At 36.0% G+C, this 23,213-nt stretch carries 25 protein-coding genes and 1 pseudogene; 5 read left to right on the forward strand and 21 right to left on the reverse strand.

The annotated features are described in order from the left end of the window. Positions 1 to 22 precede the first annotated feature (22 nt). The 7 genes and pseudogenes from ANG_RS08100 to ANG_RS11505 form a co-directional block, all read right to left on the reverse strand. A complete protein-coding gene (locus ANG_RS08100) occupies positions 23 to 256 on the reverse strand; it encodes a garvicin Q family class II bacteriocin (RefSeq protein ID WP_003025420.1) in 234 nt (77 codons plus the stop codon). Between the two features lie 7 nt (positions 257 to 263). Continuing rightward, positions 264 to 584, reverse strand: a complete 321-nt coding sequence (locus tag ANG_RS08105) for a hypothetical protein (RefSeq protein WP_003037365.1) — start codon at positions 582 to 584, stop codon at positions 264 to 266. Between the two features lie 397 nt (positions 585 to 981). Further along, entirely contained in the window at positions 982 to 1,233 is a 252-nt protein-coding gene (locus ANG_RS08110) for a hypothetical protein (RefSeq protein ID WP_020998893.1), read from the reverse strand. 314 nt (positions 1,234 to 1,547) lie between these two features. Beyond that, positions 1,548 to 1,769 (reverse strand): Blp family class II bacteriocin, encoded by a 222-nt coding sequence (locus ANG_RS08115; RefSeq protein WP_003025422.1) that lies wholly within the window; start codon positions 1,767 to 1,769, stop codon positions 1,548 to 1,550. 7 nt (positions 1,770 to 1,776) lie between these two features. Further along, complete coding sequence (locus ANG_RS08120) at positions 1,777 to 2,097, reverse strand: hypothetical protein (protein ID WP_003037422.1); 321 nt, start codon at positions 2,095 to 2,097, stop codon at positions 1,777 to 1,779. Positions 2,098 to 2,184: 87 nt separating this feature from the next. Then, the gene (locus ANG_RS11575; RefSeq protein ID WP_003037205.1) at positions 2,185 to 2,310 is read right to left on the reverse strand and encodes a hypothetical protein; all 126 of its coding nucleotides are present in this window, start codon (positions 2,308 to 2,310) and stop codon (positions 2,185 to 2,187) included. 29 nt (positions 2,311 to 2,339) lie between these two features. Next, a pseudogene (locus tag ANG_RS11505) lies at positions 2,340 to 2,408 on the reverse strand (bacteriocin class II family protein); the annotation flags it as partial. A 231-nt stretch (positions 2,409 to 2,639) separates the two neighbouring features. Here ANG_RS11505 and ANG_RS08130 point away from each other — a divergent pair. The 3 genes from ANG_RS08130 to ANG_RS11510 all read left to right on the forward strand — a co-directional run bounded on the left by ANG_RS08130 (position 2,640) and on the right by ANG_RS11510 (position 5,580). After that, positions 2,640 to 3,353, forward strand: coding sequence for a CPBP family intramembrane glutamic endopeptidase (locus ANG_RS08130; RefSeq protein ID WP_003037434.1), 714 nt, complete (start codon positions 2,640 to 2,642; stop codon positions 3,351 to 3,353). A gap of 168 nt (positions 3,354 to 3,521) precedes the next feature. Next, on the forward strand, positions 3,522 to 4,268 hold the full coding sequence (locus tag ANG_RS08135; RefSeq protein ID WP_025271905.1) for a response regulator transcription factor: 747 nt from the start codon (positions 3,522 to 3,524) through the stop codon (positions 4,266 to 4,268). A 490-nt stretch (positions 4,269 to 4,758) separates the two neighbouring features. Next, complete coding sequence (locus ANG_RS11510; protein ID WP_231847271.1) at positions 4,759 to 5,580, forward strand: sensor histidine kinase; 822 nt, start codon at positions 4,759 to 4,761, stop codon at positions 5,578 to 5,580. Positions 5,581 to 5,624: 44 nt separating this feature from the next. On the opposite strand, the gene ANG_RS08145 is transcribed toward ANG_RS11510, so the two are convergent. The 3 genes from ANG_RS08145 to ANG_RS08155 all read right to left on the reverse strand — a co-directional run bounded on the left by ANG_RS08145 (position 5,625) and on the right by ANG_RS08155 (position 9,393). After that, positions 5,625 to 5,774: a ComC/BlpC family leader-containing pheromone/bacteriocin gene (locus ANG_RS08145; RefSeq protein ID WP_003037249.1), complete on the reverse strand. Its 150-nt coding sequence runs from the start codon at positions 5,772 to 5,774 to the stop codon at positions 5,625 to 5,627. A 96-nt stretch (positions 5,775 to 5,870) separates the two neighbouring features. After that, positions 5,871 to 7,232 carry a bacteriocin secretion accessory protein gene (locus ANG_RS08150; protein ID WP_003037280.1) on the reverse strand — a complete coding sequence of 454 codons (1,362 nt, stop codon included), beginning with the start codon at positions 7,230 to 7,232 and terminating at the stop codon, positions 5,871 to 5,873. Between the two features lie 10 nt (positions 7,233 to 7,242). Then, positions 7,243 to 9,393 carry a peptide cleavage/export ABC transporter gene (locus ANG_RS08155; protein ID WP_025271907.1) on the reverse strand — a complete coding sequence of 717 codons (2,151 nt, stop codon included), beginning with the start codon at positions 9,391 to 9,393 and terminating at the stop codon, positions 7,243 to 7,245. 480 nt (positions 9,394 to 9,873) lie between these two features. On the opposite strand from ANG_RS08155, the gene ANG_RS08160 reads away from it, so the two are divergent. Beyond that, on the forward strand, positions 9,874 to 10,248 hold the full coding sequence (locus ANG_RS08160; RefSeq protein WP_003037526.1) for a hypothetical protein: 375 nt from the start codon (positions 9,874 to 9,876) through the stop codon (positions 10,246 to 10,248). A 70-nt stretch (positions 10,249 to 10,318) separates the two neighbouring features. Here the strand turns inward: ANG_RS08160 and ANG_RS11010 are convergent. From ANG_RS11010 to rplK, 11 genes are all read right to left on the reverse strand, one after another. Further along, positions 10,319 to 11,670, reverse strand: a protein-coding gene (locus ANG_RS11010; RefSeq protein ID WP_148290573.1) for an IS3 family transposase whose coding sequence is annotated in 2 segments (ribosomal slippage) — positions 10,319 to 11,208 and positions 11,208 to 11,670 — 1,353 coding nt in all. Because the reading frame shifts where the segments join, the coding sequence is not laid out codon by codon here. A 92-nt stretch (positions 11,671 to 11,762) separates the two neighbouring features. After that, positions 11,763 to 12,368, reverse strand: coding sequence for a superoxide dismutase (locus ANG_RS08175; RefSeq protein WP_003034324.1), 606 nt, complete (start codon positions 12,366 to 12,368; stop codon positions 11,763 to 11,765). Between the two features lie 70 nt (positions 12,369 to 12,438). Next, the gene (gene holA / locus ANG_RS08180; RefSeq protein WP_003034316.1) at positions 12,439 to 13,476 is read right to left on the reverse strand and encodes a DNA polymerase III subunit delta; all 1,038 of its coding nucleotides are present in this window, start codon (positions 13,474 to 13,476) and stop codon (positions 12,439 to 12,441) included. 81 nt (positions 13,477 to 13,557) lie between these two features. Next, a complete protein-coding gene (gene cvfB, locus ANG_RS08185; RefSeq protein ID WP_003034237.1) occupies positions 13,558 to 14,412 on the reverse strand; it encodes an RNA-binding virulence regulatory protein CvfB in 855 nt (284 codons plus the stop codon). Positions 14,413 to 14,759: 347 nt separating this feature from the next. Then, positions 14,760 to 15,317 (reverse strand): ribosome recycling factor, encoded by a 558-nt coding sequence (gene frr / locus ANG_RS08190; protein ID WP_003034284.1) that lies wholly within the window; start codon positions 15,315 to 15,317, stop codon positions 14,760 to 14,762. A 3-nt stretch (positions 15,318 to 15,320) separates the two neighbouring features. Continuing rightward, the gene (gene pyrH / locus ANG_RS08195) at positions 15,321 to 16,061 is read right to left on the reverse strand and encodes a UMP kinase (RefSeq protein ID WP_003034339.1); all 741 of its coding nucleotides are present in this window, start codon (positions 16,059 to 16,061) and stop codon (positions 15,321 to 15,323) included. A gap of 223 nt (positions 16,062 to 16,284) precedes the next feature. Beyond that, a complete protein-coding gene (gene icd / locus ANG_RS08200) occupies positions 16,285 to 17,472 on the reverse strand; it encodes an NADP-dependent isocitrate dehydrogenase (protein ID WP_003034331.1) in 1,188 nt (395 codons plus the stop codon). A 1-nt stretch (position 17,473) separates the two neighbouring features. Further along, the gene (locus ANG_RS08205; protein ID WP_003034276.1) at positions 17,474 to 18,592 is read right to left on the reverse strand and encodes a citrate synthase; all 1,119 of its coding nucleotides are present in this window, start codon (positions 18,590 to 18,592) and stop codon (positions 17,474 to 17,476) included. Further along, entirely contained in the window at positions 18,589 to 21,258 is a 2,670-nt protein-coding gene (acnA, locus tag ANG_RS08210) for an aconitate hydratase AcnA (protein ID WP_003034296.1), read from the reverse strand. Before acnA ends, ANG_RS08205 begins: the two co-directional genes overlap by 4 nt. 232 nt (positions 21,259 to 21,490) lie before the next feature. Beyond that, positions 21,491 to 22,180, reverse strand: coding sequence for a 50S ribosomal protein L1 (gene rplA, locus ANG_RS08215; protein WP_003034269.1), 690 nt, complete (start codon positions 22,178 to 22,180; stop codon positions 21,491 to 21,493). A gap of 89 nt (positions 22,181 to 22,269) precedes the next feature. Next, the gene (gene rplK, locus ANG_RS08220; RefSeq protein ID WP_003025466.1) at positions 22,270 to 22,695 is read right to left on the reverse strand and encodes a 50S ribosomal protein L11; all 426 of its coding nucleotides are present in this window, start codon (positions 22,693 to 22,695) and stop codon (positions 22,270 to 22,272) included. A 162-nt stretch (positions 22,696 to 22,857) separates the two neighbouring features. Here rplK and ANG_RS08225 point away from each other — a divergent pair, with 162 nt between their 5' ends. Further along, positions 22,858 to 23,211 (forward strand): DUF3397 family protein, encoded by a 354-nt coding sequence (locus tag ANG_RS08225; RefSeq protein WP_003034264.1) that lies wholly within the window; start codon positions 22,858 to 22,860, stop codon positions 23,209 to 23,211. Positions 23,212 to 23,213: the final 2 nt, after the last annotated feature.

Raw genomic sequence — 23,213 nt, forward strand, 5'->3', positions numbered from 1 at the left:
ATATTCGCTTTTAAAAGACTTGTTAATGTCTTGGAATCCACGGACCATATTCTGCCCAGCCTTTAACAATAACATCTGTAGTTGCTTGAAATATTCCTTTAGTAACTTTATAATCCCATCGGCCATTACTATAGCGACATGCATAACCGTTTGCTCCTACCATAACAGGCTTACAATATCCTGAACCTCCACCACTAATTTCAGAAAGCTGAACATCTGATAGCTCATTTACAACTTCACCTTTTAGATTTAACATAAAATTCTCACTCTCTTTCATTTTTTAATATATTATTATTTAAATACAAAATATAACCAACAGTATAAAATACAACAATAATATGACAATAGAAAAAGGACAAAATATTAGGAATATCTGAGAAGAAAATTTTATAACCAACAAATGTAATTATAACAATAAACATCAGCAATGTTTTTTTAACAAACTTTTTGTATAAATCAAAAGTTTTTGATAAAGTAATTTCAGGTCTATTCTGTTTGTATGCAAAATAATGAATTAATATTTCTAATATCAAACTAGAGAAGCTAAGGTTTAGTATGTTAATCGCTTTAATTTTAAAATACATTCCTACTATAGTAATTAATATAATAGATATCAGCATTGTTATTATTGCTCTCTGTGTATTCTTCATATTTATCCCCTTTTAACCTCCTTAACAAATAAATTGTTTCCCTAATAACTAGCTCTACCAAATTTGCAAGAATTTCAGAATTCAACACTTCAAATTTTTCTAATATTTTTATATTCATCATAATACCTATTTTTTAGCTCACTTTGTTCTATTTCAATCTAATAAACTTGATATAACATTTTTATCTTTGTAGCCGTCCAAATCTTGAATGGTATAAATCTTAAAATAGTCTACCAAAAAACCAAAGGTTCTAAATAACGAATCACTTAGAACCTTTTTTCTGAAAAACCGTGCCTATTTTTTGATAAAATATTACATAAAATTCAATTTGTCACATGGTAAACCGAGGTAAAACATGTAGACAAGCAAGCATCACTATAGCTGACAAAGTAATAGCAGATATCAAAGTAACTTTATTATTAAGTTTTAATATTTTTATACAGATAAAAGTATAGACTGAACTCACTGCATAAGTTACAACAATCGCATAAAGCTGCTTCAAATCATGTGAGTAATAATCTAACAGCAAAGCTCCTATCAAGCCACACAAAATGCATAATTGTAATTTTTTTAAATAGGTCATTATGTCCATCCTTTAATACGTGCTAGTATTTTAGAGTTTAATACGTCAAATTTTTCGAGTGATTTTATATTTATTATGAATACCTCTTTTTATTATAAATATCATACTCTTCATACCAATAAAATTTATTTTTTAAATAGCAATTTAATATCTTAATACAAAATTTCCTACTTTTATTATAAGGTACAATCAATCTCTAATCTAACATGAATTTGTGTCAGTTTTTACCCTAATGATTATTGAGAAAAGGGAATATGGATAACAAAATCAAGTCCAAAGAAATCACCTTTTTAAAGTTATTCTCATTTGTAAAATTAATGAGGAAACACTATACCTGCTATAGCTCCAGCTCCTGCACACGCTACATAAACAGCAGGAGGTACAAAGACTCCAGCTTGGGCACAAAACATTACACCTTCTGCTGCTCCTGCAGCACCAGCTAAAAAGGTGTTTGCACCACTTTTTCCTCCACCACTAATTTCAGAAAGCTGAACATCTGATAGCTCATTTACAACTTCACCTTTTAGATTTAACATAAAATTCTCACTCTCTTTCATTTTTTAATATATTATTATTTAAACACAAAATATAACCAACGGTATAAAATACAACAATAATATGACAATAGAAAAAGGACAAAATATTAGGAATATCTGAGAAGAAAATTTTATAACCAACAAATGTAATTATAACAATAGACATCGGTAATGTTTTTTTAACAAACTTTTTGTATAAATCAAAAGTTTTTGATAAAGTAATTTGAGGTCTATTCTGTTTGTATGCAAAATAATGAATTAATATTTCTAATACCAAACTAGAAAGACTAAGCTTTAGTATGTTAATCGCTCTAATCTTAAAATACATTCCTACTATAGTAATTAATATAATAGATATCAGCATTGTTATTATTACTCTCTGTGTATTCTTCATATTTGTTCCTTTTTAACCTCCTTAATGAGCTCGAATAATTGCCCAAGCTCCTGTACAATACTGTGCCCCTAAAATAGCACCTACAGCAGTTCCAACTCCAGGAAAAACACTACCTATCGTTCCACCTGCTACTGTGCAAACAGCCAATGCCTGTGCTGCTTCCCCAGCTCCTATTTTCCCCCTTCAACACTTGCCAGCATTTCAGAGTTCAGTACTTCAAATTTTTCGAGTGATTTTGTATTCATGATGAATACCTCCTTTTTATTTTCATATTTTTGTCCTGTTGCAACCTGACGAATCTAGTATAGCATATAATATATTTTATAAATTTATAAATCCTGAATGGTACTTCTGACATCCTGAATCGTATTTTTAACCATTTAGGACACCAAAGCTATCATTTGGGATTTCAATGAAATCTTTTATAAAAATTTTGTAGAATAAGAATATAAGGTTACCTCAAAATAGGAGATACGATGAAGAAATTAGCATTTTCACTCATTTTTATAATACTTTTTACTATTTTACTGGCAGGTTTTCCAGAAACTTTAGCCCTTCATATTGCTATTTTGTTTCAGTGGAATTTGGCAGCAGTTGGTGTTATGGTGTTGATTCAAGAGATATTAATGCTGTTCTTCATTCTTTATCTCTTGAAACGAGCAAATTTACACTCTATTTTTAAAAGGAAGAAAATCCATAAACGCGACATTGTAGCTTTTCTTGCTTTACTGTTCATCTTTTTCTTATTGGCAGACATAAGGAAAGACTTGATGCAATATATGGCGCGAACGACTATGAATACCAAACTTTACAGTAAGGTTGGTATCTGGAGTGGAGGAAAAATTTTTGATATTTGTAGTATTCTCATAACGGTATTGATTAGTCCAATTATAGAAGAACTTTTTTATCGAGGATATGTCATGTCTCGGTTCTTTACCAATTCAAACTATTATTTAGACGTCTTGCTTTCTGCTAGTCTATTTACGTTAGGACACATGATCTTACTTCAGAGAGACTGGGGCAATCTCAGTTTTTACTTTTTAAGTGGATTGGCATTATCTCTATTTTACCGTTATAGTCAAAACATCCGACTTCAGATTCTCTTTCATGTATCGTGGAATTTATATACTTTCATAGCCTCTATCTGGTATATCATTTATAATTGGATTTATTTTCATTTCTTTTTTTAGTAAGCAAAAACAAACTGATAGCTATAAAGTGTTATCAGTTTGTTTATTTTTTGAATCTATAGAATATTTTTATATTTTGTTCTTGTTAACTTCCAATCCTTTTTATATAATAAATACTAGAATTACACATAATTCTTACATATTTTATCAATCGGGAACATTATGAAAATGAATATTTTTATTTTAGAAGATGATCTTACTCAACAATATTATATGGAGACTATTGTTGAAGAAATTATCGAAAAACATCATCTTCAATATCATCATTTTGAAGTTGTTGGAAAACCTAAACAATTACTAGAAGCCATATCTGAGAAAGGAAGCCATCAGATTTTCTTTTTAGACATTGAAATCAAAACCGAGGAAGAAAAGGGCTTAGACGTTGCTAAAAAGATACGCGAGATAGATCCTTATGCCATCATTGTCTTTGTAACCAGTCATTCTGAATTGATGCCGACAGCGTTTAAGCTACAAGTGGGTGCCCTTGATTATCTTGACAAATCGTTATCAAAAGAAGTCTTTAAAAAACGGATCGAAACTGCACTGCTACATACTGAAAGCCTAACAGGTAAAGGGCTGGCAGACGATGCTCTTCTCTTTGAAACACCTCATACACAAATACAAGTGCCATTTAAAGATATTCTTTATATTGAAACTTCCTCTCGTCCTCACCGCTTAGTTCTTTACACACATAGAGGACGTACGGAATTTACTGCTAATCTTTCAGATATTTTAAAAAAAGAAAAACGGTTCTACCAATGTCATCGCTCCTTTGTTGTTAATCCAGCTAATGTCCATCAAGTGGATAAAGTAAATCATATCCTTCACTTCCAGAATGGTGCTACTTGTCTTATTTCCAGAGCAAAAATAAAAGGGTTAACAGAAGCCATTGCAGCCCTGCACCGGAGGGAATGATATTATGGTGCAATTATCATTGATTATCATAGACATGTTTTTATTGTTGTTTCTTTTTTCCTACATTAGTAGACAAAAATTAACAACTAGAACATATCTGATAGCAATTCTAACCAATTTACTTTATAGTATAATTTTTTCTTTTATTCCAAATAGTTTATTTTCTTATCTGATAGGTCCAACTTATTTTTTAATTTTTTCTTGGATTGTTGGAAAATCTTACAACAAAACGTTAAAAATTTTTTACGGACTTTTTCCAATCACACTATGGAATTTAATTCAACGCTTGATTATTTTTTTCATATCTCCTTTATTTAGTTTTAGTGTAGAAAGCCTCAATAAAAGTTTTTTTGGTCCGATTGTCACCTCAATTATGGCGACGCTGATAGTATTACTTTTTTTGCGTTTAATTCAATATAATTTTAAGACATTAAAATCTCAAAAAATTAATCACAACGATAAGAAAATTATCATTTTTGTAAATATCAGCATGATTATTTATCATCTTATTGTTCAAGTTCTATCTTATTTAGAAAATGAGAATAACTTACAGACACTAAATTTTAGAGAAAGTTTAGTAGTTCTTTATCTTATCCTTTTTGTGAGTGTTGCCAATTATTTAGACCGTCATTTACGAGAGAGAATCCAAAATGATTTAATGCTTCAAAAAGATTTACAGTTAAAAAATATGGAAAACTACAGTCATCACATTGAGGAATTGTACACAGAAGTTCGGAGCTTTCGGCATGATTACGCTAATATTTTAACAACCTTGAAATTAGGAATTGAGCAAAATGATATAGGCATTGTAAAAAATGTCTATCATTCTGTTTTGAAAGATTCCAATAAGCGTTTTCGCAATCCCAAGTATGATATTGGACGGTTAGTCCATATCAAAAACGATGCCTTAAAAAGCCTGCTAGCTGCTAAATTTGCACAAGCTCAAGAGCATAATGTATCCGTTTCATTGGAGGTTCCAGAAGATATTTGTCCACAAGGAATGGAATTAGTTGACTTTATCACCATTGTCTCCATTTTGTGTGATAATGCGATTGAAGCTACCACTCCAACTATGACGATTGCTTATGTTTTGTCAGAAAACAAGCAGGTATTCTCCATTGAAAATGCTATAAAAGAAGAGCATATAGACATGTCTTATATTTTTGATGCGGGAGTTAGTTCTAAAGGATCTGGGCGAGGAATTGGATTATCAAATGTCTTAGCAATTCTGGATCGATATCCAAATGTTTCTCTTACTAGCGCTAGTCAAAATTATCGTTTCCAGCATGTCCTTGAGATTCATCTGAATTAAAGAAAACCATTGCTGTAATATCAAGTACAGTAATGGTTTTTATGTTATCCTAAATCAGGTTGTCCAAGTTTGCCTAATTTATACTTTTTTAAATAAGGGCTAAATAAGTCTTCCAACCAGCCGCCACCGACGACTTGTTCAAGTTCTTGACTTGTGAGTGTACGAAAATGATCCAATGTTTGTTTTTTGTCCATAATAGAACCTCCTTTTTGATACATTTATTATTATAACCAGACTTGTTAAATAATCAATTGTTAAATCTTAAATGGTAGTGATTTTGTCCTAAATGGTCATTCGATATTATTCAACAATTTATCTTTATAGTAATTAAAGAATGATTTTTTCGCAATGACAATGGTGACTCTTCCTTGCAGGCCATACTTGATAACTGGTCCATTGGACTTAGAAATTTTAGCTTTGGCAGTTACTTTAAAAAGGTTTCCTTGTTTTGTTTCAGTAGCGGAAGTATCAATTTTATTGATATTTCCGATAATGGTGATGGACTGCTTTCCAATTTTTTCTAAAGTTAGACGTGTAGTTTGTCCTTTTTTTAGATTGGTCATATAGGCTGAAGGTACATAATAAGTGATAAGAACTTCGTTTGTTTTGGTGATATCTGGATAGATTTGGGCAATTTCAGTTCCTTTAGGTAATAAGTTGTTCCCTCTTAACTTTTCACTAATATGCAGAACACCTGTTTCAGGAGCGACTAATCTATTGTTTTGAAGCTGTACATTTGCTTGATTCAATTGATTTTGTAAATCAGTGATTTGAGTTATGAGGGTTGCTAACTGTTGGTCAGCCGTTTGGATAAATTGTGTGCGGAGTACTTCGATTTTCGTAGAAAGACTATTGTCATAAGTCGCCGCAGTTCCAGTACCAGCTTTTTGAATCTTTAGATTAGCAATGGAAGATTTTAGGTCGGATATATTCGTATTAATCTGAGATAGGTATTGATTTGTAGTTGACGGATTAGGTTTGACGTTATATTCATTTTTATATAGATTAAAGGTTGCTTGATGCGGATTGCTTTTTGGCAAATTTGAAGCGTTGCTAGAAATGGCATGATATAGTTCATGATAGTCATTCATTTGTTTTGTTAATTCGTTCATTTGCTCATCAATAGCAGCAATCGTATGGTTGGTTAAAGAAGCTTGTTTACTAACTTCGGAATTATTTTTTGAAATGCCGATAGTTAAATCTTCTGATTGTTTGATAAAATTGTTAAATGTGTTGGTATAGCCAAACTCATCTTTATCTGTAAAAAGATTTGTTCCCTGCTGTAAACTGTTTTTTAATGTTTCTAATTCTGCTTTTTGCCGTTGATAGCTGGCAAGCTGCGTTTCAATGGCTGTTTGTTGGGAAGCTTCCATATTTTTTGTATATTGAACCAACAACTCTCCTTTGGTGACGGTCTTATTTTCAGCTAAATGATTGGTCAGAACCGTATTGTCACTGGTTGACTGAATCATGGCAATGACTTTCATCGGTGTGATTTCGCCAATGGATTTGACAGTCACCTCTTTTTGCCCGATAAAGGAAAAAAGAACAAGAAATAGAACGAAGAATACCAAAGGCAGAATGAGAACGGTCGCAAAGTTGTGGTATCTTCGATGATAAAATTCTGCACTTTTAAACAGATTGGGATTCATAATTTACTCCTTATTTATTAAATAGATGATAATAAAAACCTTTTCTTTCTATCAATTCAGTATGAGAACCCGTTTCAATCACTTTTCCTTGGTCAAGGACGATAATCTGATTTGTACGCTTTGAAATGCTGAGACGATGAGCAACAAAAATAATGGTTTTGTCGGGTAATTTCATGAGATTATCAATGACTTTTTTCTCTGTTAGAACATCTAATCCACTCGTTGCTTCATCTAAAATGAGAATGGGAGATTTCGTCAGGAGAGCGCGTGCAAGTGCGATTCGCTGTTTTTGCCCACCAGATAATCCAGCTCCGTCAGACAATTCTGTCTGGTATCCCATGGGCATTTGTTCGATATCTGAACGAATTTCTGCAATTTCACAGGCACGAAGAATATCTGATTGAGAAACTGTTTGATCGGCTCCTAATGTGAGGTTGTCTAGAATGGAACCACTAAATATGTAAGCTTGCTGAGGTAAGTAGTTGATATATTGCCGAAGAACTTTCTTATCAATTGTCTTGAGGTCATTTCCATTGAGGCGAATTTGTCCTTGATAAGGCTCATAAAAATGAACAATCATCTTAGCAAGTGTTGTTTTTCCCGAACCGCTAATACCGAAAAGACTGATTTTATCTCCCTTCTTGATAGTTAAACTAATATCTGATAAAGTATCTCGTCCAAAGCCATATTTATAGGAGACGTTATGAAAAGTAATATCACCAGCTAAGAAATTTTTCTCCGTAAGGACTTGTTTGGTTTTGAATTCAGATTCTACCAGATAAATTTCATTCAGTCGATGATTGGCAACTTTAGCTGATTGCAGTTTGGTTTGAAGATTGATGATACTTTCAAGCGGACTAGTAAAGTATGAAAGGAGAGCATTGAAAGTAATCAGTTGACCAATTGAAATCTTTTGAGACATGACTAAGGACGCTCCAACCCAGAGAATAACCACATTCAAAACAAATTGTGCTCCTTGTTTGAGAGCGGTCTGCACAATGGAATATTTACTTAATTTGAAAGTTTTATCCAGATAATCAACAAACTCGCTATCAATCTTTTGGTAACGACTTTCTTCGCTAGTTAAAGATTTAATGGTTTCAATTCCATTGATATCTTCGATAATAGCAGAATTCACCATAGCATTGCTTTGCATAACATCGTTGTTCATTTTTTCAAAAGGCTTCATAAAAGCAAAAATAATGAGAGCGTAGATAGGAATTGCAAGCAAAGTGAGTAGAAAGAGATTGGCATTTTGCAGTAAAAGAACACTGCCGACAATTATCAAAATGGACAAATCAAGAAGGAGGGATAGAATTGTTGACGCTAGAGCATCAATAATAGAGTTGGCATCTGTAAAACGAGAAATAATCTCTCCAGTGCGTCTCGTAGCAAAAAAAGACATCGGTAATTCAAAAATGTGTCGAATATATGATAAAATCACATCAATGGTCAGCCGCTGACTAAGTACAATCAATAAGTAATCTCTGGAAAAACTCATCATTTGCTGCAAGATGTAAGTAATGATAAGCCCAATTGAAACGATTCCAAGAGTTGATTTCATCTGATTTGGGATGTATTCGTCCAAAACGCTTTGCAGATAATAGGAGCCAACAATGTTGATGAGGGTCACGAGCAAACTAGCTAAGACAATATAAAAAATCAAAGAACGCTGTTTAAAGATGAGTGGTAAAAAGCTAGCAAGTCCATTTTTCTTATCCTTATGAGGTTTATAGCTAGGTTTTGGTGCGAGAAAGATAGCAACACCTGTCCATTCTTTAGTAAATTGTTCTTTGCTAATCTTAGTTATTTTTACACTTGGATCAGGATCTCCAACTAGCAGACCTTTTTTCGTATTTTTATAGATAACATAATAATGTGGGAGTTTACCTTTTTTCTGAACATGAACGATAAAAGGATAGGGAATAGCTTCCATATCAAACAAAGACATATCCCCTTGAATCGGTCGTGTCTCAAAACCTATTTCTTGCGCTGCTTGAACAATTCCAAGAGCCGTTGTCCCTTCTTTACTTGTCTTAGCAAGTTCTCTCAGATGTGCAAGAGAGTAGTCTGAACCATAGTATTTTGCAATGGAAGCAAGCGCAGCGACACCGCAATCTCTTGCATCTATTTGAGGAACAAATGTTTTCTTAACATTCACAACAATGATTTCCTTTCTAAAATAAACTCGGATTATTTTTTACGTAGGTAATAGTAGACGCGTAATTTGAGATAAACATCTATTAAAACATAACTTATCATCATACTAAAAGCAAAGCCGGTTAGTAGAATACTTAATATGGGAATAGAATGGATAAATAAATAGCTGAGTGATAAAAAAAGAATAAACAGTGCTGTGGCATTGCTATCTCCCCAATTTTGAATTTTTTCTAGTCTTAATAGCACTGTGGCTGACGGACTGAAAAATTTATCTAAAATAATCATCTGATAGAATAAGCCCTTTCATCGTTATAATATGATTATCCAAAAATATTTTTAAATAAATTACAAAAATCTTAAACGGTATCTATAATGGCCTGAATGGTTCAAAAATGCTGTTCAGGACATTATACATACCGTTCAGGATTTGCTCAGTTATCTTTCATTTGATATGGTAGGATATAAGCTAGGAGGAAAAATAATGATTCAAATTCAACCTTATTCTTTTATTAGCTCTATTTCTCTCTATTTTACGGCTCTCTATCTTCGAACAATCCATCAATTCTTTAAAATAAAGTTGCGATTGACGCATCCTGCGCAACGAACTTTTCGCCCGACTACTTATTTTGTAGTACAATCCAAATTTTTCTCATTTGAAGATGCCACCAAAAGAATTGAAACAATCCGGAAATATGATAAAAGAGGGAAAATTGTCCTTATTGGAGAACATATTGATTATGAACTGCTGTTTAGAAATCACTATCTTGTTTTCGGTGTCATTGATCGAACCAATGATCATTCTCTAAAATTTCTCAAGGAACAAATCTGGTTTTATTTGGCTGGAATTTATAAGTAATTCTTATGATATATGACAACAGAAAAAGACGGCAATTCTGAACTGCCCCCAAAAAGTTAGACAAAAAATATTAGTGAAAGGATTTAGTTCTGTACTGCACAGGACTAAGTCCTTTTAGTTTAGTTTTGCTCCGTTTATTGTTGTAATAAACAATATAAGTTGCAATAGCTTTCTCCAGCTCCTCAAGCGATTGATAACTCTTCTCATAACCGTAGAACATCTCCGATTTGAGGATGCCAAAGAAGGACTCCATCATCCCATTGTCTGGACTATTGCCCTTGCGAGACATAGATGGGACAATTCCTTTCGCTTCTAAGAATTGATGATAAGACTGGTGCTGATACTGCCAGCCTTGGTCACTGTGGAGAATGGTTCCCTTGTAGGTTTCAGCAGGAAAAGCCTTGGCTAACATTGTTCTGACCTGGTTCAAGTCAGGTGAACGTGACAAGGTAAAGGCAATGATTTCACTATTATACCCATCTAAAATAGGAGACAGGTAGAGCTTTCCATTGACGTTTGGTAAGGCAAATTCGGTTACATCTGTATAGCACTTCTCATAAGGCTTAGAAGCTTGAAATTGACGCTGAATGAGATTCTCAGCTTTCTTACCAATCTCCCCCTTGTAAGAAGAATACTTCCGTTGACGACGAATTCGAGCTTGTAGTCCCATCACTTGCATCAATCGCTGAACTTTCTTATGATTAACGTGAAAGCCACGATTTTTCAGTTCAAGATGAATCCGACGATAACCATAGTTTCCCTTGTGCTCATCATAAATCAATTGAATTTCAGCTTTTAACTCTTGATTCTTGTCTGGTTTGTCCAGCTGTTTTAGCTGGTAATAGTAAGTTGCACGAGAGAGTTTAGCTATGGCTAGTAGGAAACTTAATCGGAATCCTCCCTTGACCATCTCTCTAATTGTCTCTGCTTTTCGTGCTGTAAGGTTTTGTCCCTTAAGCGTAACTCCCTCAACTTTTTTAGATAGGCATTCTCCGTTCTAAGACGCTCGTTCTCTTCTTGAAGTCGCTCTAGTTCCGTCATTTCTTCCCAAGTTTTCTTTTTCTTACGTCCCATCTTTGGTGGTCTCCCTCTTTGTTTCTCAACAATAGTATAGCCGTTTTTCTTATATTGTGCCAGCCAATTTGGGAGAGTCCCCCTGTTAGGAAGGGCAAAATCGAGAGAGACTGACAATTGAGAACGCCCTTCAAGAAGAACTTGATGAAGGATTTTTTGCTTTAGTTCAGGAGAATAATAAGTCTTCTTACCTCTCTTGACAATGCCTACTCCATGCCTATCAATCAGCCGAATCAGATATTCGATCCCTGACTGATTGAAGTTAAACTGTTTTGATAATGACTTGAGAGTTGCGCCGCTTTTTCGCAAGTAATAGATTTGAACCTTGTCTTCATAACTTAATTTCATAAAAATAACACCCTAAAAGTTAGAGTTTTCTTGTCTAACTTTTGGGGTGCAGTTCAGAAAATGATTCGTCTTTTTCTATTTCGCTTTATATTTTATTTCACTGCTTTGTACAATTCATCGACCTTATTCCAGTTGATGACTGAGAAGAAGGCCTTGATATAATCTGGGCGAACATTACGGTATTTCACATAGTAGGCATGTTCCCAAACATCAATTCCCAAAATTGGTGTTTTTCCTTCAGAGATTGGTGTATCTTGGTTAGCAGTTGACATAACCTCCAATTTGCCGTCTGGATTGACCACTAGCCAAGCCCAACCTGAACCAAAGCGACTTGTCGCAGCTGTTGTAAATGATGCTTTGAAATCCTCAAATGAACCAAATGTTGCTTCAAGGTCTGCTGCTAATGCTGTTGATGGCTCTGTCTTTTCTGGTGTCATCAATTCCCAGAAAAGAGCATGATTGAGATGACCACCACCGTTATTGATAACAGCTTGCCGAATATCCGCTGGAATGATTTCTACATCTAACAAAAGTTGCTCCAAATCCTCACCGATTTCAGGGTGTTTTGCCAGAGCCGCATTTACATTATTGACATAAGTATTGTGGTGTTTGTCATGATGCAAGTGCATCGTTTCTTCATCAATATATGGCTCCAAAGCGTCGTAAGCATAAGGTAAATCAGGTAAAATAATTGCCATTGGTTTGTTCCCCTTTTTCATTTTATATGAAAATGATAACGTAGACCAACAAAATTTTCAACTTATTTGCTTATAAGTTGTGGGTAGCAATCTTTAATAAAGCCAAGTCAAAGAGGTAACCTTTCTCATAAACTCCAGACTTGATTTGGTAATCTGTTTCAATCAAGCAAGATAGAGACTTTTTCAAAAATTCTAAAGATAATGAGCGCATATCACGTAAGGCATATTTGATTTGAAAAGGATTCACCTTTCGTCCTAAATAACTGGACAAGTCTGCTACAATCTGACTTTCGTTACGTCCATTTTCAAAGAGGATTTTCACTTGCGTAAATATGCGGAACTGTCCCAGCATAATCGCAATCAACTTGATTTCGTCTTCACCTTGCAATGTCAAGTCTCGCACCAGGCTTCTTGCCGCATCTACCTTTTGATGCAAAATCATCTGGGTAAGATCAAAAATATTATCCTGTAAAGTTTTTGGAATTGCTTCAGCAATGTCATCGCTTGTAATGATGCCATCTTTTTTATAATCCTTTAAAAAAGCTAAGTTTTTACTAATTTCACTAAAATCAAAGCCGGATTTGACAAACAATTCCTCGAAAACTGGTGAACTAAATTCTAATCCTTGTTCCTGAGCCAACTTACTAAAGTATGCCCGCAGCTCCTGCTCTTTTGGCTCACTTGCTTCAAAAATTTTACCATCTCGCTTGAGAAGTTTCACAATTCGACGTTTGCTCTCAAGCTTTCCTTCTGCAAAAATGACTAATTTCGTTGTATCTGCAGGATTTTCCAAATATTGCTCAAAAGATTTTAATTCCTCATCTGTCAAATAGCGCTTTTTAGCCGTTGTTATGTCCAGAAGATGATCCAAAATAACGATTTTCTCTTCGGAAAAGAAGGGCAAACTCATTAAATCGATCTCCACATCTGGATAAACGTCTTCTTTCATATCAAAATAAGCCATATTTAAATCTGCCGCATTATATCGAATTTGGCGTAAAAATTGTGATTTCATTGCTTCAAATTGTCCTGTATCATCACCAGTTAAAATCGTCAGATTAGGTAAATTTGTCACATTTACTGTTTTGATCTCTTCAATCGCTAACACAATGACCTCCTTTTATGAGGTTTCTTTTCTAACATACTTTTTATTCTATCAAAAATCTTAAAAAGAAGATAGATTAGTATCTCAAATCAACTCCGTCCCAGTCGCGGTCTGTTTAATCTTACCAGCCTTCATGAGGCCACCCAAGGCTTTTTTAAACTGTCCCTTGGAAATGCCGAAAGTCGCCCTAATATCCTCTGGAGCTGACTTATCATTCAAGGTCATGAAGCCACCGTTAGTCTCCAGATAAGTCAGGATCATCTGAGCATCATTTTCCAGCATTTCAAAAGAGCGTGGTTTGAGCGAAAGGTTCAAAGTCCTATCCACCTCACGAAAACCAATGACACGCACATCCAATACCTGGCCCAGACGCGGCTCAGCATAGCGCTCGCTGGGATGGATAAAGCCCAGCATGTTATTTTCAGGCAGATAGACAAAGGTTCCAGATAACTTCAAACGATAAACAATAGCCGGCCAATTTTGATTTTGCATATTATTATAAGCTGGACGAGCTAATTTCTGGAAATCTTCTTGGTAGGCTAAAAGTCCCCAAATGCGGTCTTTTTTATCCACATCCAGACGGATATAGAGGCGATCGCCTTTTTTAGGCCAAAGTTCTTTTATTTCTGGCAAAATGTCGAGGGACACTACAATTTGCTTATCTGGAAGTCCTGTGTCAACAAAAACACCTAAGTCCTTGCGAACATCCGTCACTGTTCCCCAGCCAAAAATCGTCTGGGTCGCTGTTACATCAAGAGTCGTCAAGCGAAGTTTCTGTTTCATGTCGCTGTAGGCAAAGCCCTTGACCGATTCGCCCAGTTGATGCTCCCCCTCTTCTTTAGCTAAAGCATATGTCTGCCCATCTTTTTGAACAAAGTAAAAACGATTATTTTCATCAGTTACAAGACCTGTTATAAATGTTGCAAGATTTGTATTCATTTTTCATCTTTCTATCGTTCGAAGCGGATATGAAACTTTCTTCCTACTTCAAAAGAAGAAGCTGGAACAAAAGTGTTCAGCTTCCTTTGTTTATATAGTTATCATTCTAAGACGTAGTGATTTGGAGAAACTACGTTGACTTTAGTCAATTAGAGTTTCTCATACACAATTATTTGGCACTTTAGTGCCTAATCAATCACTGCTGAGTGGGCTCTAACTCGTTGATAAATCAACTTTTACAGCCCTACTCAACTTTGCGGAAGTGGGACGAAATCAAGTTTCTAGGAAACGACTGATTTCGTCCCACCCTCCTTGCTTTCTATTTTTTACTACATACAGAGAAAAGCTTACACTTCAATCAATTCTTTTTCCTTGCTGGCAGTCATATCATCAATATGCTTAACAGCCTCATCTGTCACTTTTTGAATATCTTTTTCAAGTGTCTTCAATTCATCTTCAGTAATTTCTTTTGCTTTTTCTTGCTTTTTAGCTTCATCCATAGCGTCACGGCGAATATTACGAATAGCAATTTTAGCATTTTCGCCGACTTTCTTCACTTCCTTAGCAAGATCACGGCGAGTTTCTTCTGTCAAAGCTGGAATGACCAAACGAATAACCGTACCATCGCTTGCAGGGGTAATACCAAGATCAGAAGCGTTGAGTGCGCGCTCAATATCTTTGATAGAAGATTTGTCAAACGGCGTCACCAAAAGGACACGCGCTTCAGGAATCGTGATAGACGCGATTTGATTGAGTGGAGTTTCTACTCCATAATACTCAACTGAAATCCGGTCCAAAAGGCTGGCATTGGCACGACCAGCACGAATGCTACCAAATTCACGCGCCAAACTTTGGTGTGATTGTGTCATTCTTTCTTTCGCTTTTTCTACAATTGCATTTGCCATAACTTATTCCTCTTCTTTTTCTACATTATTTGAAACGGTTGTTCCGATTTGCTCACCAAAGACAACACGTTTGATATTACCAGGCTCATTCATATTAAAGACAACAAGGTCAATGTCATTGTCCATTGAAAGAGTAGAAGCCGTTGAATCCATAATCCGCAATCCTTTGTTAATCACATCGCGGTGAGTCAATTCATCAAACTTCACAGCTGTCTTATCTTTCTTTGGATCTGCATTATAGACCCCATCAACACCGTTTTTCGCCATAAGAATCGCATCAGCTTCAATCTCAGCTGCACGAAGGGCAGCTGTTGTATCTGTTGAGAAGTAGGGAGAACCAACTCCAGCACCGAAAATAACGATACGTCCTTTTTCCAAGTGTCGCAGAGCGCGTCCACGAATATAAGGTTCTGCCACTTGCTGCATTGCAATCGCAGTTTGTACACGAGTATCCACACCTACTTGTTGCAATGAATCAGCCATCACCAATGCATTCATAACGGTCCCAAGCATTCCAGTATAGTCAGCCTGCACACGATCCATTCCTGCTTCTGCCGCAGGCTCTCCACGCCAGAGATTCCCACCACCGATAACAAGGGCGATTTCAATACCCAAATCATGCACTTCCTTGATTTCCTCTGCCATTTTTTGAACGGTTGAAATGTTAATTCCTATCCCTTTCTCACCAGCAAGAGCTTCACCTGATAACTTGATTAAAATACGTTTATATTTCGGGACTACCATTTTTACTCTCCTTACTTTACCTGTACTATTTTACCATATTTTGAGATTTTTATATAGTCAAATTCTTTAAAAAATAAAAATTTCGAGAAAAAGGAGAAGATAGTTTGCTATGCTATTTGAGCAACCAGCTATGGTGTCGTTCATTTATTATGCAATGAATATTGAAATCAGAAACTTTTGTCTCAGCTTCTTTGCCGTTTGTTTAATGTGTAAAAATCAGAATCTAAGCTAGAAAATCTAATAAAACCTGAGTGAAATCACTCGTTGAAAGCGCAGGAACACCTTCTATCTGACTAGCAAAATCATCTGTCATCTTTTGAAGTGCTAACGCTTTTTCAATCGCTTTTATAATAACTTGCGCAGCTTCGGACCATCCAATGTAATCAAACATCATGCAGGCAGACAATAAAAGTGAACAAGGATTTGCTTTATTTTGATCTGCGATATCAGGAGCCGTTCCATGCGTTGCTTCAAAAATAGCATGACCTGTTTCATAATTGATATTAGCTCCAGGAGCAATACCAATGCTGCCGACTTGAGCAGCCAGAGCATCACTAACATAATCCCCATTCAAATTTGTCAAAGCTACTACTTGAAATTTTTCAGGATTTAATAGAATTTGTTGTAAAAAATTATCTGCAATCACATCTGTCACAATCAATTGCCCAGCTGCTAATTCCTTTGCAAACTCCTTCTCGGCAAGCTCATAGCCCCATTTTCTGAAACCACCTTCTGTAAATTTTTGGATATTCCCTTTATGAACCAGAGTTACGTTTTTTTCATTGGCAGATAGAGCATAATGAATCGCTGCACGAATCAACCGTTCACTTCCTTGGCGTGAAATTGGTTTAATGCCAATAGCACTCGTCTTCGGAAAACGAATTTTATCAATTCCCATTTTCTCTTGCAAAAATTGTATCACTTGTTGAGCCTCATCAGACTCACTTTCCCATTCGATTCCTGCATAAATATCTTCGATATTTTCACGGAAAATGGTCATATCCGTCTTTTCAGGATGTCGTAGTGGGCTAGGAACGCCCGCAAAATACCGTACGGGACGTACACAAGCGTAGAGATCTAGTTCTTGACGCAAGGCAACATTTAAAGAACGAATGCCACCACCAACAGGAGTTGTAAGAGGACCTTTAATCGCAACTAAATGATGCTGAATTGTCGTTAAAGTCTCTTCTGGCAACCATTCTCCTGTCAAACGAAAGGCTTTTTCTCCCGCCAATATCTCTTTCCAAAAAATCTTTCTACTGCTTCCATAAGCTATCTCCACCGCTTTATCCAAGACAAGCTGTGCATTTTTCCAAATGTCATGCCCAATTCCATCACCTTCGATATAAGGGATAATGGGATTATCAGGAACGAGCAACTTCTTATTCACAAGACGAATTCTTTCTGCCATTTCATCTCCTCCCAATAGGAATATAATGTAAATTTTGAGCGCCAACATAATGAGAGCGAGGTCTAATCAACTTATTATTTTTGCGTTGCTCTTGAATGTGAGCAATCCAGCCAGATACCCGACTCATTGCAAAAATCAATGTATAGATACTACTGTCAATACCTAAAACATGATAAACCGTTGCTGAGTAAAAATCTACATTCGGTATTAAATGCTTGGTGTGCTTCATATAACGTTCGATTTCTTCTGAAATCTGGTACCAAATTTCTTTTTCTGTTCCCTTTGTCAATTCCTCTGCCATTTCTCGCAAATATTTTTCACGAGGATCCTGTGTTTTATAAACACGATGACCAAAGCCCATGATTTTTTCATGTGAGGCTAATTTTCGATCCAAATATGCATTCGTATCGCCCTCTGCTTTAATTTCCTTTAACATGTCAAAGACGCATTCATTGGCTCCTCCATGAAGTGCCCCTTTTAACGCGCCGATTGCCGCCGTCACACAAGAATAAATATCGGTTAAAGTGGAAGCACAGACCCGCGCTGCAAAAGTGGAAGCATTCAGCTCGTGATCTGCATGCAGAACCAAAGCACGATTGAAAGCTCGAATTTCTAATTCTGTTGGTTCCTGCCCATTTAACATATATAAAAAGTTCGCTGCAAATCCTAAATCTTTTCTCGGTTCAATCGGAGTTTGCCCCGATCTCAACCTTGTAAATGTTGCAATAATCGTTGGAATCTTAGCCATCAATTGAATACTTTGTTCATAAGTTGCTTCTGGAGACGTCTCTTCAGCATGGATATTATAGACTCCTAAAAGACTAACTGTAGAACGTAATACACTCATTGGATGCAGATGCTTGCGCGACTGGATGAGAATACATTGTTCCACCGCATCACTAATGACATAGTTGGCACGTAAATCGTTCACAAAATTTTTCAATTCAATCTGAGTTGGCAAATGCAAATTCCAAAGTAGGTAAATGACTTCTTCAAAACTTGCATTATTCTCCATCAATTCTGAAATATTATAGCCTGCATAAGAAAGAGTATCATCTATAATCTGACTGATACGAGTCTCACAGGCAATCGTATCTTTTAAACCATTGCTTTGTGTCATTGTTTTACCTCTTGCAATTTCTTTCTAACCACCATTGGTAAAATTCCCCCATTTTCATAATAACGAATATCCGCGTCTGCATCAAAACGAAGACGTGCTTTAAATCGTGTGATTCGATCGCCTTCTTTTGCAATAACCGTTATGACTTGTCCTACCTGTGGCTCTTTCGGCAATTGAATATCAAACGTTTCTTTTCCAGTTAATCCAAGATTTTGAGCATTTTCGCCGTCCAAATATTGAAGAGGAAGAATGCCCATCATGACTAAATTGGAGCGATGAATTCTTTCAAAACTTTCAGCTAAAACCACTTTAACACCCAAAAGATTTGCTCCTTTAGCTGCCCAATCACGACTAGAACCCATACCATAATCGCGACCTGCCAAAATAATCGTATCCACTTTTTCTTTCTTATAACACATAGCAGCTTCATAAATCGGCATCAGTTCACCCTTATACTTTGTATAACCACCAAGTTTTCCAGCTGCTAGTTCATTTTTTATCCGAATATTGGCAAAGGTGCCTCTCATCATCACTTCATGATTCCCGCGACGACTACCATAAGAATTAAAGTCTTGATAGCTTACACCATGTTCCTCTAGATATGATGCTGCTGGACTATTTCTAGCAATATTTCCTGCTGGAGAAATATGGTCTGTCGTAATCGTATCTCCAAACTTTGCTAAAACAGCTAGACTTTTCAACGGTTGAATGCTTGTATCATCTTCCAAGTCATCAAAATAAGGAGGATTTTGTATATAAGTAGAAGCTTGATTCCAGTGATAGATTTTCGACTTTGTTGTTGGAATTTGATTCCATTTTTCACTATCAGTAAAAACATGCTCATACTCTTTTTTAAACAAACTACTGGTAACGTATTTTTGTACATAGTCTGCTACCAAATCATGATTTGGCATAAGATCCATGAAGTAAACAGGTAGTCCATTCCTATCATATCCAAGCGGTTCACTTGTTAAATCAATATTTGTATTCCCAGCTAAAGCATAAGCGACCACCAGTGGCGGACTAGCTAAAAAATTTGCTTTAACCAAAGGATTGATTCGTCCTTCAAAATTCCGATTACCTGATAGGACAGCGCTAGCAAGTAAATCCGTATCCGTAATTGCTTTTGCCACTTCTGGTAACAAATTTCCAGAATTGCCAATGCAAGTGGTACAGCCATATCCAACAACATTAAAACCTAATTTGTCCAGATAGACTTGGAGACCACTCTCCTTCAAATAAGCCGTAACAACCTTACTGCCTGGTGCAAGTGACGTTTTGACTGTTTTTGAAACACGCAATCCTTTTTCCACAGCACGTTTAGCTACTAAGCCTGCCGCCATTAAGACATATGGGTTGGAGGTATTAGTACAACTAGTAATTGCTGCAATAGCGACATGACCCGTTTTAATCTCTTCTTCATAATCATCAAACAATACCGTCGCTGTTTTCCTCAATTCCTCTCTTGGCAAACCAAAACCTCGAACACCCGCTTCTCGGATAAGACTCGCTTGAAATTCTTGCTTAGCATTTGTCAATTCAATTAAATCCTGTGGCCGTTTGGGACCAGAAATACTTGGAACAATGGTGGACAAATCAATCTCAACAATTTTTGAATAAATTGGCTCCACTTTTTCATCATAAAATAGATGATTCTTTTGAGCATAGAGCCTCGTTAACGCAATATGTTCTTCTTTCCGATTTGTTAATCGCATATAACGAAGGGTCTCTTCATCAATAGGAAAGTAACCGCAAGTTGCTCCATATTCTGGCGCCATATTTGAAACTGTTGCGCGGTCTGCCAAACTAAGTGTTGCTAGTCCTTCCCCAAAGTATTCTACAAATTTTCCAACTACATTTTCTTGTCGTAATCGTTGCGTTACTTTTAAAGCTAAGTCAGTTGCCGTTGTAATCTTGGGCAATTCCCCAACTAAGCGTACACCAATCACTTCTGGAACTGGAAAATAAGAAGCTTCTCCCAACATAGCAGCCTCTGCTTCAATTCCTCCAACTCCCCAGCCAAGAACCCCTATTCCATTGATCATTGTTGTATGACTGTCTGTTCCAAACATTGAATCTGGATAAAGCATGCCGTCTTTTTCAATAACAACATCACTAAGGAATTCAATATTAACTTGGTGAATAATCCCAGTTGCTGGTGGAACTGCACGATAATTATCAAAAGATTGTTCAGCCCATTTCAAAAATTCATATCGCTCATTATTACGTGAAAATTCTTTTGTTATATTTTCTTCCAAAGCAGTCTCACAGCCATAACAATCAACTTGCACACTATGGTCAATGACTAAATCCACAGGAATTTCAGGATTGATAAGCTCTGGGTCTCCTCCATTTGTTACAACTGCATCGCGCATACTTGCCAAGTCAACAACAACTGGTACTCCCGTAAAGTCCTGTAAAATAACACGACTTGGTTTAAAGGGCACTTCACCTTTCGGTTTAACAGCTTGATAGTGCATTAGATTTTCTATGTGATGTTTTCTTACAGCATTACCATCTTCTTTTCGCAACAGACTTTCTAATAACATGCGAATAGAATAAGGAAGACTGTCTAAGTTTCCACCCATATCTAATGCCGCTTTTTCGAGATCAATATAGCTATATTCTTGATTTCCTTGATATAATATAGATTTGTATCTTACCATGAGAAACCTCCCGCTAGGAATAATTATTTTATATTATACAATTTTACGAAAATTCATGCAATAGTTTTTATAAAAATATGTAATAAAATATAACATCGAAAGATTTTGCTTTAAATATGTATCCCCCTGCAAATTTTATTCCAAATATAAAAAGCGATGAATTCATCAATCCAACGCTTTTGATTTTAGTAAAAGAAAAACTCCATCCGAAGATAGAGTTTTATATTCTAAATTAAAGTGAGTTAACATCAACCTTAATACCCACACCTTGAGTAGTGGTGATAGTAAGATTTGTCATGTAAGTTCCTTTTACTGTAGCCGGTTTAGCTTTTGCAATCACATCGTGGAATGCTTTGAAGTTTTCAACCAACTTATCAGCATCAAATGAAACTTTACCAATGATAGCTTGTACGTTCCCTGCACGATCAGCACGGTAAGTAATTTTACCACCTTTAGACTCTTCAACTGCTTTTGCAACATCCATTGTTACAGTACCAGTTTTAGGGTTTGGCATCAAGTTACGTGGTCCAAGGATACGTCCAAGACGTCCAACAAGTGCCATCATATCAGGTGTAGCAATTACGACATCAAAGTCAAGCCAGCCACCGTTGATTTTTGCAACGAGGTCATCTTCACCAACAAAGTCTGCACCAGCAGCTTTTGCTTCTTCTGCTTTTGCACCACGTGCGAAAGCAAGCACACGTTGAGTTTTACCAGTTCCGTTTGGAAGAACCATTGCACCACGGATTTGTTGATCCGCTTTTTTCACATCAATGTTCAAGTTATAAGCAACTTCTACAGTTGCGTCAAATTTTGCAAAGTTTGTTTCTTTTGCAAGTGCTACAGCTTCTTCTACACTGTATGCTTTTGTGCTGTCGATTTTTTCAAGAGCAGCACGAAGTTGTTTGCTTTTTTTAGCCATTTTCTATTCTCCTTGTAAGTGGTTCAATCGATTTTCATCTCCCACGTCCTTCTCGTCTGATGAAGTCTTGCGGGTTTGGGTGTTATTGATTAGTCAACAACAGTGAATCCCATAGAACGAGCAGTACCTTCGATCATACGCATTGCAGACTCAAGGTTTGCAGCGTTCAAATCTGGCATCTTAGTTTCAGCAATTTCTTGTACTTGTGCACGAGTAACTGTTGCAACTTTTGTTTTGTTTGGTGTACCTGATCCTTTTTCAACACCTGCAGCTTTTTTCAAAAGAACAGCAGCTGGTGGTGTCTTTGTTACGAAAGTAAATGATTTGTCTTCATATACTGAGATAACAACTGGGATAATCATACCAGCTTGATCAGCCGTACGAGCGTTGAACTCTTTCGTGAATCCCATGATGTTGATACCGGCTTGACCAAGCGCAGGACCAACTGGTGGAGCTGGAGTAGCTTTACCAGCAGGGATTTGCAATTTTACAAGTTTTTCGACTTTTTTAGCCATTTTTAAATCCTCCTTTGTGGTTTTGGCGGTAATATAAGATTCTTACCTCCCACAAGTATGCTTCTTGCATACCTTTCTATTATACACTAAAATGACTAAATTGCAAGAAAAAATACTAAAAAAGTTCTCTATCTTTCTCGATTTTTGTGGTAAAATATGTGTATGACATTATTAAAAATCGCATCTATTTTATTTATCTTTTTAACCATTATTTTAACCATTATTATCACTAAATTATTTCGCCTGAAACGGTTTGGCTTGAATTTTGCGGATCTGGCTTTTCCACTTTTTGTGTTGGAATTCTATATCATCTCTGATAGAGCTTTCTATCACAGTCTCTTGCCAGAATTAGCATTAGCCCTTTCTGCCTTAGCAATTGCCATTACTGTCTACTTTCTTCGAGTTAAACGCAGTTTTTACTATCCTAAGTTCTTTAAATTTTTCTGGCGAGCTGGTTTTATTTTGACCTTCTTTCTCTACCTCGCCATGGTGATTGGCTTATTTTTAACAAAATAATA

The organism is Streptococcus anginosus subsp. whileyi MAS624 (assembly GCF_000478925.1).
In the GTDB taxonomy this organism is placed as follows: Bacteria; Bacillota; Bacilli; order Lactobacillales; family Streptococcaceae; genus Streptococcus; species Streptococcus whileyi.